This window comes from Rhizobium sp. FG96 (assembly GCF_057808655.1).
On the sequence record NZ_JBMDIL010000018.1, the window covers coordinates 104,693 to 122,952 of the forward strand.

The 18,260-nt window shown below is 63.8% G+C and carries 17 protein-coding genes; 13 read left to right on the forward strand and 4 right to left on the reverse strand.

The window, feature by feature from the left end; all coding sequences use genetic code 11:
* The first annotated feature begins 81 nt into the window (after positions 1 to 81).
* The gene (locus ACODR6_RS28640) at positions 82 to 1,221 is read left to right on the forward strand and encodes a DUF2336 domain-containing protein (RefSeq protein ID WP_489025782.1); all 1,140 of its coding nucleotides are present in this window, start codon (positions 82 to 84) and stop codon (positions 1,219 to 1,221) included.
* On the opposite strand, the gene ACODR6_RS28645 is transcribed toward ACODR6_RS28640, so the two are convergent.
* Positions 1,218 to 1,631: a hypothetical protein gene (locus ACODR6_RS28645; protein ID WP_489025784.1), complete on the reverse strand. Its 414-nt coding sequence runs from the start codon at positions 1,629 to 1,631 to the stop codon at positions 1,218 to 1,220. The genes ACODR6_RS28640 and ACODR6_RS28645 overlap by 4 nt on opposite strands.
* 114 nt (positions 1,632 to 1,745) lie before the next feature.
* Between ACODR6_RS28645 and ACODR6_RS28650 the strand changes: the two genes are divergently transcribed.
* Positions 1,746 to 2,204, forward strand: coding sequence for a GNAT family N-acetyltransferase (locus ACODR6_RS28650; RefSeq protein ID WP_489025786.1), 459 nt, complete (start codon positions 1,746 to 1,748; stop codon positions 2,202 to 2,204).
* Here ACODR6_RS28650 and ACODR6_RS28655 read toward each other — a convergent pair whose 3' ends face one another.
* Together ACODR6_RS28655 and parE are read right to left on the reverse strand one after the other, a co-directional pair.
* Positions 2,205 to 3,398 (reverse strand): AI-2E family transporter, encoded by a 1,194-nt coding sequence (locus ACODR6_RS28655; RefSeq protein ID WP_489025788.1) that lies wholly within the window; start codon positions 3,396 to 3,398, stop codon positions 2,205 to 2,207.
* 293 nt (positions 3,399 to 3,691) lie between these two features.
* Positions 3,692 to 5,749: a DNA topoisomerase IV subunit B gene (gene parE / locus ACODR6_RS28660; RefSeq protein WP_199629622.1), complete on the reverse strand. Its 2,058-nt coding sequence runs from the start codon at positions 5,747 to 5,749 to the stop codon at positions 3,692 to 3,694.
* Between the two features lie 215 nt (positions 5,750 to 5,964).
* Between parE and ACODR6_RS28665 the strand changes: the two genes are divergently transcribed.
* From ACODR6_RS28665 to ACODR6_RS28700, 8 genes are all read left to right on the forward strand, one after another.
* Positions 5,965 to 6,849: an alpha/beta hydrolase gene (locus tag ACODR6_RS28665; RefSeq protein ID WP_199629623.1), complete on the forward strand. Its 885-nt coding sequence runs from the start codon at positions 5,965 to 5,967 to the stop codon at positions 6,847 to 6,849.
* A gap of 135 nt (positions 6,850 to 6,984) precedes the next feature.
* A complete protein-coding gene (gene tpiA / locus ACODR6_RS28670; protein WP_112716271.1) occupies positions 6,985 to 7,755 on the forward strand; it encodes a triose-phosphate isomerase in 771 nt (256 codons plus the stop codon).
* Between the two features lie 93 nt (positions 7,756 to 7,848).
* Entirely contained in the window at positions 7,849 to 8,388 is a 540-nt protein-coding gene (gene secG, locus ACODR6_RS28675; protein ID WP_489025790.1) for a preprotein translocase subunit SecG, read from the forward strand.
* 141 nt (positions 8,389 to 8,529) lie between these two features.
* Positions 8,530 to 10,158, forward strand: coding sequence for a CTP synthase (pyrG, locus tag ACODR6_RS28680; RefSeq protein WP_489025792.1), 1,629 nt, complete (start codon positions 8,530 to 8,532; stop codon positions 10,156 to 10,158).
* A 63-nt stretch (positions 10,159 to 10,221) separates the two neighbouring features.
* The gene (locus ACODR6_RS28685; protein ID WP_130278299.1) at positions 10,222 to 10,443 is read left to right on the forward strand and encodes an antitoxin MazE family protein; all 222 of its coding nucleotides are present in this window, start codon (positions 10,222 to 10,224) and stop codon (positions 10,441 to 10,443) included.
* Positions 10,440 to 10,763: a type II toxin-antitoxin system PemK/MazF family toxin gene (locus ACODR6_RS28690; protein WP_489025794.1), complete on the forward strand. Its 324-nt coding sequence runs from the start codon at positions 10,440 to 10,442 to the stop codon at positions 10,761 to 10,763. The genes ACODR6_RS28685 and ACODR6_RS28690 overlap by 4 nt, the downstream gene beginning before the upstream one ends.
* Before the next feature lie 36 nt (positions 10,764 to 10,799).
* Positions 10,800 to 11,270 carry an SRPBCC family protein gene (locus ACODR6_RS28695; protein ID WP_489025796.1) on the forward strand — a complete coding sequence of 157 codons (471 nt, stop codon included), beginning with the start codon at positions 10,800 to 10,802 and terminating at the stop codon, positions 11,268 to 11,270.
* Positions 11,271 to 11,490: 220 nt separating this feature from the next.
* Entirely contained in the window at positions 11,491 to 13,329 is a 1,839-nt protein-coding gene (locus ACODR6_RS28700; protein ID WP_489025798.1) for an ABC transporter ATP-binding protein, read from the forward strand.
* A 35-nt stretch (positions 13,330 to 13,364) separates the two neighbouring features.
* Here the strand turns inward: ACODR6_RS28700 and ACODR6_RS28705 are convergent, their stop codons facing one another.
* Positions 13,365 to 14,453, reverse strand: coding sequence for a citrate synthase/methylcitrate synthase (locus ACODR6_RS28705; protein WP_203428866.1), 1,089 nt, complete (start codon positions 14,451 to 14,453; stop codon positions 13,365 to 13,367).
* Between the two features lie 84 nt (positions 14,454 to 14,537).
* On the opposite strand from ACODR6_RS28705, the gene ACODR6_RS28710 reads away from it, so the two are divergent.
* The 3 genes from ACODR6_RS28710 (at position 14,538) to ACODR6_RS28720 (ending at position 18,200) form a co-directional block, all read left to right on the forward strand.
* Positions 14,538 to 15,674 carry a citrate synthase gene (locus ACODR6_RS28710; protein WP_489025800.1) on the forward strand — a complete coding sequence of 379 codons (1,137 nt, stop codon included), beginning with the start codon at positions 14,538 to 14,540 and terminating at the stop codon, positions 15,672 to 15,674.
* 135 nt (positions 15,675 to 15,809) lie between these two features.
* Entirely contained in the window at positions 15,810 to 16,331 is a 522-nt protein-coding gene (locus tag ACODR6_RS28715) for a FecR domain-containing protein (RefSeq protein WP_203428868.1), read from the forward strand.
* Between the two features lie 6 nt (positions 16,332 to 16,337).
* The gene (locus ACODR6_RS28720; RefSeq protein ID WP_203428869.1) at positions 16,338 to 18,200 is read left to right on the forward strand and encodes a CHASE2 domain-containing protein; all 1,863 of its coding nucleotides are present in this window, start codon (positions 16,338 to 16,340) and stop codon (positions 18,198 to 18,200) included.
* Positions 18,201 to 18,260 lie beyond the last annotated feature (60 nt).

The following is an 18,260-nucleotide window of genomic DNA, read 5'->3' on the forward strand; positions in this document are numbered from 1 at the left end:
AACCAATCATAAACCATTTGCCGGTAGCGTTCTCAGAACAAGAGGGACGTGAAGGAATCACGTTCCGCAGACTGGGGCGTAATGGTGATTGTAGAGGCATTCCTTCGCTGGGTCGAAACCGCCAAGTCCGGTGACCGGGCACGAGCGGCCAGCGCCCTTGGCCGGGCCTATCTCCAGTCCGAGATGCAGCCTGAAGAGCGCAAGGCCGCCGAGATGGCGATGACCTTCCTGCTCGACGATCCCTCGCCGAAAGTCCGCCTTGCCCTTGCCGAAGCCATCGCCTGGTCCGGCGAGGCGCCGCGGTCGCTGATCCTGGCGCTTGCCGAAGACCAGCCTGAAATTGCCTGCCATGCCGTTACCTGCTCGCCGCTGCTGACCGATTCCGATCTTGTCGATCTGGCCGGTCGTGGCAGCGACGTGACGCGCATGCTGATCGCTGCACGCAGCGCGGTGTCGCGGGCCGTCTGCGCCGCCCTTGCCGAAGTCGGCGGGGAAGAGGACGTTCTGTGCCTTCTGGAAAACGAGGGCGCAGCGATCGCGCCGCTTTCCCTGAAGCGTATTGCCGAACGGCTCGGCGACTGCTGCGATATCCGCAACCTGCTTCTCGATCGCGACAGCCTGCCGGCCGATGCCCGCCAGCTTCTGACGCAGCATGTCAGCGATGCGCTTGTGGCGCTGCCGCTCGCGCAGGCCGCCATCGGCATCAACCGCCTGCAGCGTATCAGCCGCGAGGCGACGCAGTCTGCCGTCGTGTCGATCGCCGGAGAGATCCAGCCGCGTGAGATCGACGATCTCGTCGAGCATCTGCGCGCCCACGGCCATCTGACACCGTCCTTCCTGATGCATGCGCTATGCTCTGGGAAGGTCGATTTCTTCGCGGGCGCCGTCGTCAACCTGACGGGCTGCAGTGAAAAGCGGGTCCGCTCGATCCTGGCGACCGGCCGTATGCATGCGGTCCGGGCTCTTTACGAGACTGCGGGGCTAACCCGCGAGATCAGCACCATTTTCGTCGAGGCGACGCTGCTCTGGCGCGAGGCGTCGCGCAAGGCTTCGGGCACGATGCTCTCTACGATCTGCGGACGGCTGCTCGAACGCTTCCGCCATCACGGCGCCCATGACGCCGTCAAGGAGCTACTCGACATGGTCGAGAAACTGCACATCGCCGAGCAGCGTCAGTCGGCGCGCGCCTATGCCTCTCAGGCAGCGCTTGTCGCCGCCTAGTCGGTCAGCCGCTGGGCGACCCAGGAATATCCATTCGAAACGAAATGAACGGGCTTGGCGAGTGTCGCCTTGATGCCTTCTCCTGTCGGCAGGCCAGCGCGGACGCGCTCGGCAACCCTTATAGCGTAGGCGCGAAGGCCGGTTGGCTGCGGCTGTTCGGCGGCTGGAGCCGCGGCCGTTGCCTGCGCTTCAAGCTTTGCCGTCTCGGGAGCGGTTACGGGCTTGGGTTCCTCGCAGACGGCGATAACCGTCGGATACTTGGCGTTGGTGAAGCCCTTCAGCTGCCGTTCCGACTCGGCATCGCACATCGCCACCGTCTGCCAATGCTTGTCGACCGTCGCCACGTAATTGCACTGGGTGACGGAATCGTTGCACCCGAAGATGGTCATGGCGATGAGGACGGCTTGCATATCCGGGATCCCTGGCTATTGAAACTGATGATCTTAGACGTTCCAATTCCAACGGAATAAAGGCGGCTGCATTACCATTTCGTCATGCAAGCCAGCCGCGAAAGCAGGAGCCGCATGACCGTTACCATCGCCCTCGAATCGCCGCGCCAGCCTGAGGTCGTGCGCCTGCTCGACCTGTCAGATGCCTATGCGGCCTCGCTCTATCCGGCAGAGAGCAACCATCTCGTCGATCTCTCGACGCTGGAGAATCCTTCGGTGAGCTTCTTCGTGGCGCGCCATGACGGCGCTGTCGTCGGCTGCGTGGCGCTCGTCGAGGCGGGTGACGGCACCGCCGAGATCAAGCGAATGTTCGTCGATCCGCAAGCGCGCGGGCTGCGAGTGGCGAGCCGGCTGATGGATGAACTCGAGACACAGGCGAGCAGGCGCGGTCTCGGCGCAATCCGGCTCGAGACCGGGATCCGCCAGCCCGAGGCGATCGGTCTTTATCGCAAGTATGGCTATGTCGAGATTGAACCGTTCGGGTCCTACCAGCCGGACCCACTCAGCCTGTTCATGGAAAAGCGGCTCGACTGATCAGCCGTCGGCCGCGCGCTGCGAAGGCGGCGCCTGTTCGTCGATGATGATTTCGGGGCCGCTGCCGCTCTGATCCGAGGTGCGGACCTCGTGCATCCATTCACGCCAGATCGCGACGAGCAGCGCCATCAGCACCGGGCCGATGAAGAGCCCGAGGAAGCCCATAGTTTTCACGCCACCGACGAGACCGAAGAAGGTCGGCAGGAACGGCAGCTTGATCGGGCCGCCGACGAGCTTGGGGCGGAGCGTCTTGTCGACGATGAAGAGCTCGACGCTGCCCCAGATGAAGAGGCCGGCGCCGGCAAAATGCGAGCCGCTGGCGACGAGATAGACCGAGACCAGCGTGAAGGAGAGCGGCGCGCCGCCCGGGATCAGCGCCATGATGCCGGTGAGAACGCCGAGCGTGACGGGCGAGGGGACGCCGGCGATCCAATAGGCGATGCCAAGCACGATGCCTTCGCCGATGGCGATCAGCGTCATGCCCATGACGGTCGAGCTGATCGTCGCCGGCACGACGCGGGAAATGCGCTCCCAGCGGTTCGGCAGAATGCGCTCGCCGAGCATGTCGATCTGTTTCGAGAAGGACGCGCCATCGCGATAGACGAAGAACAGCGCGATCAGCATGAAGAGCAGCGTCAGCAGCAAGTGGAACGAGGCGCCGCCGGCGGCAAGGACCGCGCGGTAGATATTGCCGATATTGGCGCCGCTGACGGCCTGGATGACTTCACCCATCGAGCCCGGGCTGCCGATATATTTCGTCCAGAGCTCGTCGATGTAGGGACCGGCGAAGGGCAGGGCGAGGATCCATTGCGGGGTCGGGGCGCCCATGCGGTTGGCGCGGATCGCCCAGGCGACCCATTCGCGGACTTCTCCGGTCGTATAGGTGACGGCAAAGACGATCGGGATGACCAGGAACGTGACGATCAGGATGATCGCCACCGTCGCCGCAACGGTGGTATTGCCGCCGACGCGGGCCAGCAGCTTGCGATAGAGCGGCCAGCTGGCAAAGCCGATGACCAGCGCGGCGAGAACCGGGACGACGAAGCCGTAAAAGAAATAGACGCCGGCCGCGACGATCAGAATCAGAAGCCAGCGGGCAGCCGAAATCGAGGGAATGAGAGGCGTGCGGGCAGGCGCGGACGGACCAAGCCACCGCGGCTCGCCTGGCAGTTTGTTTTTATTCGAGAGGCTCACGTCGTTCCCTGCTTTTCTTCTCAACCACGGATATGGGCCATCGTGCCACCGGACGCAAGCATTTCGGCCAGGAAATACCCGTTGGTCCGGTCGCGCCAAGGACCATGCCGCGGTTGGCATAGCGCTTCGTGCTGAAGGCAGTGTGACGGCAATTTCCTGCCAGAGTGTTGATCGCCGGACAAAAGATCATGCAGGCTATGCAACGAGAAATCGCAACGGCATGGAAACGCCAAACGAAAACAGCGCGACGGACAGAACCGTCGCGCTGTTTCGAGAGCCCTGAAGACTGTGTCTCAGATATCGAGATTATCGGCGAAGGCGGCGCGATCCTGGATGAAGCGGAAGCGGGCTTCCGGCTTCGTGCCCATGAGATCGTCGACGGCCGTGCGTGTACCCTCGAAATCGACTTCGTCGATCAGCACGCGCAGCATCGTGCGCTTGCTCGGATCCATCGTCGTTTCCTTGAGCTGTGCCGGCAGCATTTCGCCGAGACCTTTGAAGCGGCTGATCTCGACCTTCTTGCCCTTGAACTCTGTGGCGATCAGTTCGGCGCGATGGGCGTCGTCGCGAGCATAGGCCGACTTGGCGCCCTGGCTGATCTTGTAGAGTGGCGGAACGGCGAGGAACAGGTGACCGCCGCGCACGAGCTCCGGCATTTCCTGGTAGAAAAAGGTGATCAGCAGCGAAGCGATATGCGCGCCGTCGACGTCGGCGTCGGTCATGACGATGACGCGCTCGTAGCGGAGATCTTCTTCGCGATACTTCGATCGCGTGCCGCAGCCGAGCGCCTGGACGAGGTCCGAAAGCTGCTGGTTGGCACCGAGCTTTTCGCGGCCGGCGCTGGCGACGTTGAGGATCTTGCCTCGCAACGGCAGGATCGCCTGATTGGCGCGGTTGCGCGCCTGCTTGGCGGAGCCACCTGCCGAGTCACCCTCGACGATGAAGAGTTCCGCGCCCTGGGCGGTGTTCTGCGAGCAATCGGCAAGCTTGCCGGGCAGGCGGAGCTTGCGCACGGCGGTCTTGCGGTTGACTTCCTTTTCCTTGCGGCGGCGAAGGCGCTCTTCGGCGCGCTCGATGACCCAGTCGAGCAGCTTGGCCGCCTCGTTCGGGTTATCGGCGAGATAGTGGTCGAAGGGGTCGCGAAGCGCATTTTCGACGATGCGCTGGGCCTCGACGGTCGCCAGCTTGTCCTTCGTCTGGCCGACGAATTCCGGCTCGCGGATGAAGACCGAGAGCATGCCGACGGCCGAGATCATCACGTCATCGGTGGTGATCTGCGCGGCGCGCTTGTTCTGCGTCAGGTCGGCATAGGCCTTGAGGCCCTTGGTGAGCGCGATACGGAGACCCGCCTCATGCGTGCCGCCTTCGGGCGTCGGGATGGTGTTACAGTAGGAATGGACCTGCGGGTCGCCGCCGTACCAGGTGATCGCCCATTCGAGCGAACCATGGCCGCTTGCCTTCTCCGACTTGCCGGCGAAGATCTCGCGGGTGACGGTGAATTCCTTGCCCATCGTCGCCTGGAGATAGTCCTTCAGGCCGCCGGGGAAGTGGAAGACCGCCTTGTTCGGAACATCCGAGCCTTCAGGCAGGACGCCCTCATCGCAGCTCCAGCGGATTTCGACGCCGCCGAAAAGATAGGCCTTAGAGCGCGCCATACGGAAGACGCGGGCGCCATCGAATTTCGCATGATCGCCGAAGATCTGCGGATCGGGATGGAAGCGCACGCGGGTGCCGCGGCGGTTGTGAACATCGCCGAGATCCTCGAGCCCGCCCTGCGGCAGGCCGCGCGAGAAGCGCTGGCGGTAGAGTTTGCGATTGCGGGCGACCTCGACTTCCAGATCATCCGACAGCGCGTTGACGACCGAAACGCCGACGCCGTGCAGACCGCCCGAGGTCTCGTAGGCCTTGCCGTCGAACTTACCGCCGGCATGGAGCTTGGTCATGATGACTTCGAGCGTCGACTTGCCGGGAACCTGCGGATGGTTCTCGACCGGGATGCCGCGGCCGTTATCGGTGACGGTCAGGTAACCCTGGAGATCGAGATGAACCTCGATGAAATTGGCGTGACCAGCAACCGCTTCGTCCATCGCGTTGTCGATGACTTCGGCGAAGAGGTGGTGCAGCGCCTTCTCGTCGGTGCCGCCGATATACATGCCGGGGCGCATGCGCACCGGTTCCAGGCCCTCGAGGACGCGGATCGACGAGGCGCCGTAATCGTCGCCATTCGATGTTGCCGGGGCAGGGCGTGCCGTTGCCGCGGGGGCCGCGGCAGGGGCGGGAGCCGGCTTGGGTGCCTCTTCCTGCTTGGGCGCGAGAGGCATTCCGGAGAAGAGGTCGTTGCTGTCTTCCATGGAGTCGTTCAGATCTTCAATCCTGTTCGGGCGGCACGTCCGCCGGGGCGTGACCCAAAATCACCGCATTTGATGTCACGTTTGCGAATCAGGCAGATTTTGCCAGAAAGCGCCTCGTTACGCGACGCCGCCCGATTTGGCGGAATTCTCCAGAATTGGTTTGCGTTGCCGGGCGCGGAATGGCAAGCGGACTTATCTCTGAGGAAACCGCTCGCATGAAAATGTCCACAAGTCATTGCATGATTATCACCGCAATTGCGGCCTTTTTGCTGTCCGGCACTATAAGCAGTGCTTCGGCGGACGCGCTGCCGCCCTACAAGGACGAGCTGTTTTCGGCGCAGACAGTGATGCAGACGTCCGATAACGGCGCCTTCGAAACCATCAATTACGACGAAATGCGCGATATCAACGGCCGCGACCAGATCCCGGAGCAGCGGGTCCAGCAGAAATATGTGTCGCTCGGTATCCGCAAGCTGCAGCAGGACGAAACCTTGTCGCTCAACGGCCACAGGCTGGATGTCACCAGGGTGGGACCGATCGACAATGCGGCCTTCACCGTGATCTTCATTCACGGCCGCGACGGCACGCGCCGGCTCGGCGCCAACGACTTCACCTTCGGCGGCAACTTCAACCGGGTGAAGAACCTCGTCGCCGGAAATGGCGGCACCTATTATTCGCCGACGGTCAGGACTTTCGACAGCGACGGCGTTGCCAACATCGTCGAACTGATCCGCTATGCCAGCGAAAAGTCGGGCGGGCGGCCTGTGATCCTCTCCTGCGCCTCGATGGGCAGCCAGATCTGCTGGGGCGTCACCCGCGATGCGGCGAGCGTCAAGCGGCTGAAGGGCATGCTGATCATGAGCGGCGTGACCGATCCCGATTTCACCAAGAGCGCCTTCTACAAGGCCAAGCTGCCGATGTATTTCGCCCATGGCAGCCGCGACCCGGTCTATGCAGCGACCGACCAGCAGGGACTGTTCGAGGCGCTCTACAAGTCCAAGTATCCGACGCGCTTCACGCTGTTCGATACCGGCAACCACGGAACGCCGATCCGGATGATCGACTGGCGCAAGGTGCTGAACTGGATTCTGGCTTCTTAGGCAAATCGGCGAGCCGATTTTAAGCATTCTGCACGCGAAACCGTCTTTTTCCCTTACGTAAGGGGCGGAAAGCTTTTCATTCGCTGCTGCTTTTGCTAAGGCCGCAGCATACCGGAAAAATGTGGAAGGCTTGGCATGACACCTGACGTGCGTCCGCTCGTGGCGGGGAACTGGAAAATGAACGGTACCCGCGACTCCCTCGATCAGATCAAGGCGATCGCAGAAGGTGTCAAAGGCCCGCTCTCGTCGAAGGTCGAAGCGCTGATCTGCCCGCCGGCGACGCTGCTCTACGTGGCGACGGCGCTCTGCACCGACAGCCCGCTGGCGATCGGCGCGCAGGATTGCCACCAGAAGCCGTCAGGCGCCCATACAGGTGATATTTCCGCCGAGATGATTGCCGATTGCTTCGGCACCTATGTCATCGTCGGCCATTCCGAGCGCCGCACTGATCATGCCGAGACCGACCATCTGGTGCGCGCCAAGGCTGAAGCTGCTTTTGCGGCCGAACTGACGGCGATCATCTGCATCGGCGAGACCGCCGACGAACGCAAGGCCGGCCAGACGCTCGATATCATCAAGCGCCAGCTTTCGGCCTCGGTTCCTGAAGCGGCGAACGCCGAGAATACCGTGATTGCCTATGAACCCGTATGGGCGATCGGCACCGGCCTGACGCCGACTGTCGAGGACGTAGAGAAGGCGCATGCCTTCATGCGCGCCGAGCTGACGGCCCGTTTCGGCGCCGAAGGCAAGAAGGTGCGCATTCTCTATGGCGGCTCTGTCAAGCCTTCGAACGCGAAGGAGCTGATGGGCGTTGCCAATGTCGACGGCGCATTGATCGGCGGCGCGAGCTTGAAAGCGGCCGACTTCCTCGCCATCTACGGCGCATACAAGGAACTCACTGCCTAAATCTGAGCTAAGGGCTTGGAATAGGCGAACGCCTCATGTAAAGAGCGCCAGATTTTTATTCGATGCCCGCCGTTTGCGGGCAGGACTGGACCCATGCAGACCGTATTGATTGTCATCCACCTCATGATCGTGCTGGCGCTTGTCGGCGTGGTGCTCATCCAGCGTTCGGAAGGCGGCGGCCTCGGCATCGGCGGCGGTTCCGGCTTCATGTCGGCGCGCGGCACCGCCAATGCCCTGACCCGCACGACGGCGATCCTGGCGACCCTGTTCTTCCTGACGTCGCTCGGCCTCGGCATTCTGACGCGCTACCAGGGCAACCCGACCGACATCCTGAACCGTATTCCGGCAACGAGCGGTCGGGGCAACGGCATTCTCGATTCGCTGGGCGGCGGCGCAAAGCCTCCGGCAAATCAGCCGGCCAATAACGGCGTTCCGAACAGCGGCGCAGCTGCTCCGGCTCCTGCTGCACCGGCCGCTCAGGCACCGGCTGCATCGGCTCCGGCCGCTCCCGCTGCCCAGGCACCGGCTGCTACGGCTCCTGCCGCAGACGCTCCGGCTGCAACGCCGGCGCCGGCAACGCCCGCTACTCCTGCCGCTCCGGCCCAGCCGGGTGGCGTACCGACCGGACAATAAACCGGTCAGCGAAATAAACCGCCGGCAGGCCCAAGGGTCTGCCGGTTTTCTTTTGTTCAGATTTCACGCTGGCACCAAAAGTTCTGGAAAAGAATTTTTGGGCTGGTGGAATCGTTTTTGAGAAGGTATCCGGTGACTCCCATGGCGCGATACGTATTCATCACTGGCGGCGTGGTTTCCTCTCTCGGTAAAGGAATTGCGGCCGCGGCTCTCGGAGCGTTGCTGCAGGCCCGTGGTTATCGGGTGCGGCTTCGCAAGCTCGACCCCTATCTGAACGTGGACCCGGGCACTATGAGCCCGACCCAGCACGGCGAAGTCTTCGTCACTGACGACGGCGCGGAAACCGATCTCGATCTCGGCCACTACGAGCGCTTCACCGGGCGTTCGGCGACCAAGACCGACAACATCACCACCGGCCGCATCTACAAGAACATCATCGACAAGGAACGCCGCGGCGACTATCTCGGCGCCACCGTCCAGGTCATTCCGCACGTCACGAACGAGATCAAGGATTTCGTCATCGAAGGCAATGACGACTACGACTTCGTCATCTGCGAAATCGGCGGCACGGTCGGCGATATCGAAGCGATGCCGTTCATGGAAGCGATCCGCCAGCTCGGCAACGACCTGCCGCGCGGCACGGCGATCTACCTGCACCTGACGCTGATGCCGTATATTCCGGCAGCGGGCGAACTGAAGACCAAGCCGACGCAGCATTCCGTCAAGGAACTGCAGGCGCTCGGCATTCACCCCGATATCCTGCTTGTTCGTGCCGACCGGGAAATCCCGGAAGCGGAGCGCCGCAAGCTCTCGCTGTTCTGCAACGTCCGCCCGTCGGCCGTTATCCAGGCGCTCGACGTCGCCAATATCTACGACGTGCCGATGGCCTACCACAAGGAAGGTCTCGACAACGAAGTGCTCGCCGCCTTCGGCATCGAACCGGCGCCGAAACCGCGTCTCGACCAGTGGGAAGAAGTCTGCAACCGTATCCGCACGCCCGAGGGCGAGGTGACGATCGCGATCGTCGGCAAGTACACGGGTCTCAGGGACGCCTACAAGTCGCTGATCGAAGCGCTGCATCACGGCGGCATCGCCAACCGCGTCAAGGTCAAGCTCGAGTGGATCGAATCCGAAGTCTTCGAAAAGGAAGATCCGGCGCCGTATCTTGAGAAAGTCCACGGCATTCTCGTTCCCGGCGGCTTCGGCGAACGCGGCTCCGAGGGCAAGATCCTGGCGGCGCGTTTCGCCCGCGAGCGCAAGGTGCCGTATTTCGGCATCTGCTTCGGCATGCAGATGGCCGTCATCGAAGCGGCCCGCAGCCTTGCCGGCGTCGAAGATGCGTCCTCGACGGAATTCGGGCCTGCGAAGGAGCCGGTCGTCGGCCTGATGACCGAATGGGTCAAGGGCAACGAACTGCAGAAGCGCAACGCTTCGGGCGACCTCGGCGGCACGATGCGTCTCGGCGCCTACAAGGCGGCCCTGAAGAAGGGTACCAAGATCGCCGACATCTATGGCTCGACCGATATTTCCGAGCGTCACCGCCACCGCTACGAAGTCAATATCGACTACAAGGACCGGCTGGAGAACTGCGGCCTCGTCTTCTCCGGCATGTCGCCTGATGGCGTGCTGCCCGAGACGATCGAATATCCTGACCATCCCTGGTTCATCGGCGTTCAGTACCACCCGGAACTGAAGTCCCGCCCGCTCGACCCGCATCCGCTCTTCGCCAGCTTCATCGAAGCGGCAACCGAGCAGAGCCGCCTGGTCTGATCGACCACCCAATTTGACAATATCAATTGCCGCCCCCATGTTACATGTAACAAGGAGGCGGCAATGTCGTCTAATGTCAGCGCTCGCGTGAAGAAGAGACGGGACAGCCTCAGGGCTGCTGGCCTAAGGCCGGTGCAGATCTGGGTTCCCGATACCCGCCGCCCGGGATTTCTCGAAGAATGCCGCCGCCAATCGGCGGTCGTTGCCAAGGCTGATGCCGATGACGCCGGCCTCCATGGGTTCATGGAAGAGGCGCTGGCGGACCTGGATCCCGCCGAAGAATGAGACGTGGCGATCTGGTAACCGTCGCACTCTCAGGCGACTTCGGTAAGCCGCGCCCGGCACTTATCATCCAATCCGACAATTTCGATGCGACCGATACCGTGACGCTGCTGCTGATTTCGGGAACGCTTGTCGACGCACCGCTCCTGAGGCTGACGATCGATCCGGATGCGGAAAATGGCCTGCGGAAGCCGTCACAGATCATGATCGACAAGGCGATGGCCGTCAGACGCGATCGCGTCGGCCGGCATGTCGGCCGGTTGAGCGACGAGGCGATGATATCGGTCACCCGTTCACTTGCGCTGTTTCTCGGGATTGCATGACTGGCCGCCTAGTCCTGTCGCGCTAGTTTGCCTCGCATGAAATCTTCCCGGACCACGACTGTCTCCCGCGTCATCCATCCGCCTCCCGCCGCTATTTACGCGGCGTTTCTCGACGCTGATGCCGTTGCGGCCTGGTTGCCTCCCGGTAATATGCGTGGCGTCGTCCATGCCTTCGAGGGACGGGAAGGCGGGGCGTTCAGCATGTCGCTGATCTATGCCGACGATGAGAGCGAGATGACCGGCAAGACGTCGGAGAAGACGGACCGTTTCTCCGGGCGGTTCGCCAGGCTCATTCCGGATACGCTCGTCGTGTGGGCGACGACCTTCGACAGTGTCAATCCCGATTTCGCCGGTGAGATGATCGTCAGCACACATTTGCTTGCAGTCGACGAGGGCACGGAAGTGACGATGGTGACGGAGAACATTCCGCTGGGTATCCGTCTCGAAGACAACGAAATGGGCTGCCGGGAAACGCTGCAGCAGCTCGCCGACTATCTCGGCGGCTGATGGGAGGGTTTCCGCCTGCGGGCGTGGAGGGGTTCACAGGCGCAGCCGGAGATGGTAGAAACTTGAGTATCCGCCGGGCTTTCCCGGCACAAAGCGACCCATGGGGAGATCGTTTGATGAAAACCAACGGCACCGGAAACAACCGCTGAACAGCGTTGCCGTTTGGGCTGCCTGTTCGGCCATCATCAAATGACATCATCCTGCCCCATGGAGGGCCTTCATGTTTCGTCGCTTCGAAGAGCTGACCGATCCTTTCCAATCCCATGCCGATGAAACGCCGCCCCGCCGCGTCTGGCCGTTCATCTTCTCCACGCTGAAGCCGCTCCGCGGCACCGTTGCCGCAAGCCTGGCGCTGACGGCGATCGGCGCCATTCTCGAGGTCTGGCTGATCGGCTATTCCGGCCGTCTGGTCGATACGCTGGCCGCTATCCGCCCCGATGAGCTCTGGGAGCGCCACGGCAGCGAACTGATGTTCGCCGCCTTCTTGCTGCTCGTTGTCCGCCCGGGCACGGCAGTGCTCAACGAGGGGCTCGACGATATCGTCTTCCGGCCCAACGCCGTGGCGATGATCCGCTGGCGTGCGCTCCGGCATGTCAAACGGCAGTCGGTCGGATGGTTCCAGAACGATTTCTCAGGGCGCATCGCCTGGCGCGTTCAGGAACTTGGGAATAGCGCCACCGGTGTGGCCTATTCCGTCATTCACACCATCACCTATGTCGCGATCTATATCGCCGGGTCCTTCCTGTTGATGGCTTCGGTGGATATCCGGCTGGTCATCCCGATGCTCATCTGGGTCGCGCTCTATTTCACGCTGATGGCCTATATCATCCCGCGCATCAGGGAAGCATCGCAGCGCTTCCAGGAGGCCGATTCGGCACTGTCTGGCATGCTGGTCGACACATTCTCGAATATCGATACGATCAAGCTCTTTTCGCGGGATCAGGACGAGGACCGGGACAGCAGGCGCCATCTCGACATCACCCGGCGTGCCTTCATCCGGTCGCAGGTGCTTGAGGTCACCGTCAACAGCAGCATGGTGTTTCTGAGCAGCCTGCTGATGGTCAGCCTCATCGGCTATTCGATCCTGCTGTGGCAGGCGGGAAGCGCGCCGCTCGGGATGGTCGCCGCCGCCATTGCTCTCGGCTTCCGCATCACCGCCATGGCCGAATGGCTGCTGGATGCGGTGGCGTCGCTGTTCAACCATATGGGTGCGGCGCGCGACCAGCTCAGCACAATCGCTCAACCTGTCGACATTCCCGATGCACCTGATGCCAAGGAGTTGCGGCTCGATGGCGGGACGCTGCGCTTCGAAAACGTCAGCCATCACTATGGCAAGGGGCAGGGCGGTCTCGACCGTGTCAGCCTGCATGTCGCCGCCGGGGAGAGGGTTGGGCTTGTCGGCCGCTCGGGTGCGGGAAAATCGACGCTCGTCAATCTGGCACTGCGCTTCTTCGAGGCGGAGAGCGGGCTGATCACCGTCGATGGCCAGGATATCCGATCGGTGACACAGGAGAGCCTGCGCGGGTGCTTCAGCATGGTGGCGCAGAATGCGGCGCTGCTGCACCGTTCGGTGCGCGACAACATCGCCTACGGACGCGAGGACCTGCCGCAGGCGATGATCGAGGCGGCGGCAGCAAAGGCGCATGCCGACGGTTTCATTCCCGGCCTGCGCGATCAGCAGAGCCGCAGCGGCTATGATGCCCATGTCGGCGAGCGTGGGGTGAAACTTTCGGGCGGCCAACGCCAGCGCATCGCGCTCGCCCGCGCCATCCTGAAGAATGCTCCCATCCTTATACTGGACGAAGCGACTTCGGCGCTCGATTCCGAAGTCGAGGCGGCAATCCAGGACACGCTCTACGATTTCATGGACGGCAAGACGGTGATCGCCATCGCGCACCGGTTGTCGACGATCGCCCGCATGGACCGGATCGTCGTCCTAGATAGGGGCCGGATTGCCGAGGAAGGCCGTCATCAGGACCTGCTGGCGCGAGGCGGCATCTATCACCGGCTCTGGTCGCGCCAGTCCGGCGGCTTTCTCGGGGTCGATTCCGGAGATTGAGAAAAGGCCCGGCGCCGGAGCGCCGGGCTTTTGCGTCAGGCGGCTTTCGGCAGCGGGCCGACATAGACCGAGCGCGGGCGGATCAGCCGGCCGCGCAGCGCCTGTTCACGGGCGTGGGCGATCCAGCCGACGGTGCGGCCGATGGCGAAAACGCCGGTGAAGGCTTCGCGCGGGAAGCCCAGCGTTTCCAGCAGCAGCGCCGTGTAGAACTCGACATTCACATCGAGCGGCCGGTCGGGCTTGCGCTCTCTCAGGATCGAGATCGCCGCGGCCTCGACGGCCTCGGCAAGCGCCACACGGTCGGCATCCACCTGACCTGTCGCCGTCAGCGGCTTCAGGGCGCCCTTCAAGGCGTCGGCGCGCGGATCGCGGACGCGGTAGATGCGGTGGCCGAAGCCCATCAGCCGCTCGCCGCGATCGAGCGCGTCGCCAAGCCATGTCTCAGCCTTGGCGGGCGTTCCGATCGCATCCAGCATGTCGAGAACCGGGCCGGGCGCACCGCCATGCAACGGGCCCTTGAGGGCGCTGACTGCGGCCAGCACCGATGACGTCAGTCCGGCCTGGGTGGAGGCGATGACGCGGGCCGCGAAGGTGGAGGCGTTCAGGCCATGATCGGAAATCGTCACGAGATAGGCGTCGAGTGCCGCGGTCTGCTCGCGGCTCGGCTGGCGTCCCGTCAGCATCTTCAGAATGTCTGCCGACTGCGACAGGGTGGCGTCAGGCTCGATCGGACGATTTCCCTGCTGGAGCCGCAATACGGCAGGCAGGAAGACGGCGGGGGCGGACATCAGGCGGATGGCGGTATCGACGCCATCGCCATCCTGCAGGCGGGCGAGGAGGGCTCTCACGGCATCGACGGGCGGCAGTGCGAGGATCTGATTGTCGGCGGCGGCGACATGCGCGAAGACCTCTTTACGGGCCAGACCAAGGCGCTGCCGAAGCTCTTCTTCGGTGAGTGCCTCCGGCATCATGCCATCGAGCAACAGCGTCGCCGTGCTCTCATAGGTGCTGTTCGCCACGAGGTCATCCAGCGATACGCCGCGGATGATCAGCCGGCCGGCTTCGCCATCGACATCCGACAGCTGGGTTTCGGCGGCAATGACGTCTTCAAGACCATTCTTCATCGGTGTTTCTCCTTTACCGGAGTAAAGATCGAGCCTAGATTAGTTGACGTCAATCTTGACGTAATTGATCAATGTGAGGCCTCCATGTCCTGGCTCTCCGCCGATGAGGCGCTGGCGCGTCTCGGCACCAAGCCGCAGACGCTTTACGCCAATGTCAGCCGTGGCCGTATTCGCGCCAAGCCGGATCCCGCCGATCCGCGCCGCAGCCTCTATCATACCGCCGATGTTGCCCGGCTCGCCGAGCGGCATGCCGGCCGGCGCAAGAGCGAGGCGGTGGCAGCCGAGGCGATCCAGTGGGGAGACCCGGTTCTGCCCTCGGCGCTCTCGACGATTGCCGACGGCAGGCTCTACTATCGCGGCCGCGATGCCGCAGCACTTTCGGCGTCGGCGACACTGGAAACGGCCGCGGCACTTCTCTGGGACATGCCGGGCGTGACGCTCCCGGCGGCGGCCGCCATGGAGAGGATACCCTCGATCGGTGATGCATTCGGCGCGCTTGCCGCACGGGTGACACGTGATCTGCCGAGCCTTGGCCGCTCGCGGGCTGTATTGCGCAATGAGGCTATCTCGGTCTTTGCAACAGTCAGCGCCGCGCTGGCGCCCGGTGGGGGCGATTTCACCCACGAGAAACTCGCCGATGCCTGGGGCAATCCGGAGGCCGTAGACTGCCTGCGGCGCGCCATGGTGCTGCTTGCCGATCACGAATTGAACGCGTCCACCTTTGCCGCCCGTGTCGCAGCCTCATCGGGTGCGGCGCTTTCCGCGGCAGTTCTCTCCGGTCTTTCGGCACTGACGGGTCCGCTGCATGGCGGCGCCTGGCAGGGTGTTGCCGGGCTCGCGGCGCTGGCGACAACAATTGGTGCCGAGGCGGCCGTGCGCCGAACCTTGTCTCAGGGGCATGCGCTTCCCGCCTTCGGGCATCCGCTGTACCCGGACGGTGACATTCGCGCTTCCGAGCTCTTTGCGCATTTCGAACTGCCGCCGGTGTTCCGGGAATTGCGCCAGGCCGGTGAGGCGATGACCGGCGAGCAGGCCAATGTCGACTTCGCGCTGACGGCAATGGCGGCGAGCTTCGGCCTGCCGCAGGATGCGCCGATGGTGATCTTTGCGCTGGCGCGCACCTGCGGCTGGCTTGCGCATGCGATGGAGCAGGTCGAGGGAGGCCATCTCATCCGCCCCCGGGCGCGTTATTGCGGCCCGCCGCTTGCCGTCATCGGCTGACGCTTGCCAGGGCAGCCGCTTTTCTGCATACGGGATCAAGCTTTTGTTTTATGATGGCGAACCGGGAAACGGACCAGTCGCACGGCACCTGTGTATGGCGCGGTGCGGCGGGTCCCAGTAATGTGGGGACGGATCATGGGCGTGGTTTCAGCAATCCTTCGCGGTTCCGCCGCGGCGTGCATCCTGCTTGCTCTGCCCGGCGCGGTGATGGCGCAGACCAGTGGCTGTGCGCTGCAGAATGGTGATGGCGGCCGCCGCATCCTGCGCTGCCCGGGCGGCGTTACTGTGACGGCAGAAGCCGGTGCCAGCTTCACGCTCCACGACCGCAATGGTGACGGCAGCCCCGACAGCGCATCACTCCGCCGCAAGGCCATTCTCGTCGATGTCGACAGCAGCCGGCATAGCGGTGGTTTCCAGGTGGTGACACCGCAGGCGATCGCCGCCGTGCGCGGCACGCAATGGGCGGTCGATGTCGGCGGTGGGCAGACTTCGGTGCTCGTCGTTCGCGGCGCTGTCGGTGTGCGCCGCCCGCAGGGCGATCCCGTGGTGCTGCGGCCGGGCGAGGGCGTCGATGTCCACAGCGGCGCGGCGCCGCTCGAGGTGCGCCGCTGGCCGGGTCCTCGCGCTGCCGCACTCCTTGCCCGCCTCGGTCAGTAGCAACCGATGCCGCGCCAGTCTGTTCTCGTCACGGCCGCATTGCTTGCCGCGGCACTCTGGGGAGCGTTCCTCGGGTCGCTACAGCTTTCCGGCGGCGCCTCGTTTCTCGATCGCCCCGAAGCGATCCTCACCGATCTGAAGAGCACGCTGATCGGGGCTCGAAGGCCGCCACCGGTCGCAACGATCGCGGCAATCGACGACCGGACCGCCGCCGAGCACGGCTATCCGCTTGACCGGGCGACGCTGGCGCAGGCCGTGACCGAGATCGCGGCGCTGAAGCCGAAGGTCATCGCGCTCGATCTGCTGTTCGTCGATCCCGGCAGCGAGGCGGGCGACAGCGCGCTGACCACGGCGCTGCGTCTCGTACCCTCGGTCATTGCCGGCGCCGCGGTCTTTCCGCAGAGTGCCCAGACCGTCGTCAGCGAGGCCAATGATCCGTTGGCGGCGATCCCGGTGGCCCAAAGCCTGCTTCTGCCGCAGAAGCGCTTTGCGGATGTGGCGGCGACAGGGATCGTCAACGTCGCGACCGACCAGACCGGCGTACCACGTTTCATTCCGCTGCTGTCGCGCGGCGAGGGGCGAGTCGATGCGTCCTTCCCCCTCAGGACTGCATCCCTGGCCGTCGGGCACGACCCGGCTTTCCAGCCGGGTGCCATTTCCTTCACCGAGACCCGGATCCCGACCGATACAGGCCAGCGCCTGCCGCTGACCTTCTACGGCCCGCGCAGCACGATCCCGACGGTCAGCATCGCCGATGCGCTGGACGGCAAGCTCAGCGGGCAGGAGATTACCGACAAGGTGGTGGTGATCGGCGCGACGGTCACCGGCGGCGGCGATGTCTTCCCGACGCCGTTCGATCCGGTTCTGCCGGGTGTCGAGGTGATGTCCACGGCGATCACGCATCTTGTGGCCGGCGACAGCATCATCCGCGATCACAATATCCGGCGGCTCGATGCAACCATCGCCGTGCTGCTGCCGCTGGCGGTCATCGGTTTGCTTGCCTGGCGCCGCAGTCTGATCGGCTTCGTGCTGATTGCGCTCTTGTTTGTCACCTGGGCGATGATCAATGTCGCAGCCTTCCGGCAGGGATACTGGCTGAGCGCAGCGCTGCCGATTGCTGCGGCGCTGCCTCCGGCGCTGATCTTCGGTGCGGTACAGCTTTTCGCCGATCGTAGCCGTGCCCGGCATTTTGCGGCGCAGAGCGAGCTGTTGCAGCGGATCGAAGCGCCCGGTCTTGGCGAATGGCTGGCGCGCGATCCCTCGTTCCTCTCTCAACCCGTCCGGCAGAACGCGGCCGTGATCTTCATCGACCTCTCGGGCTTTACCGGCATGAGCGAAGCCGTTGGCGCGGTTGCCGTGCGCGAAATCCTGAGCGGCTTCTTCGAGCTCGTCGATGAGGAAGCACGGGCGCATGGCGGGGCGATCACCAGCTTCATGGGCGATGGCGCGATGATCCTGTTCGGATTGCCGGAGCCGCAGGCGGATGACGCGACGCGGGCGGCCGCCTGCGCGCTGGCGCTTGCCGAGCGCACGCGGACGTGGCTCGCTGCCAATCCCGCCATTCCCGATGGCCGCAAGATCGGCTTCAAGATCGGGGTGCATTGCGGGCCGGTCGTTGCCTCACGTCTCGGCACCGGCAGTCGCCAGCAGATCACGGCGACGGGCGATACCGTCAATGTCGCGAGCAGACTGATGGAGGTGGCCGCGAGCCGCGGCTCGGAGATCGCTTTCAGTGCCGCGTTGGTTCACGCAGCTTCTGCCGGTGGAACACCGCCGGCCGGCGGTGTGCTGGAGGGACCGTTCGAGACGCGGATCCGCGGCCGGGCCGGTGGTATCGAGGTCTGGTTGCGGCGCCAGCAGGCGGCATGATCTCGCACTTTGACTTTTTGCGCGCGAAGAGATAGGAACGCGCAACCGTCCGGCCGGGCT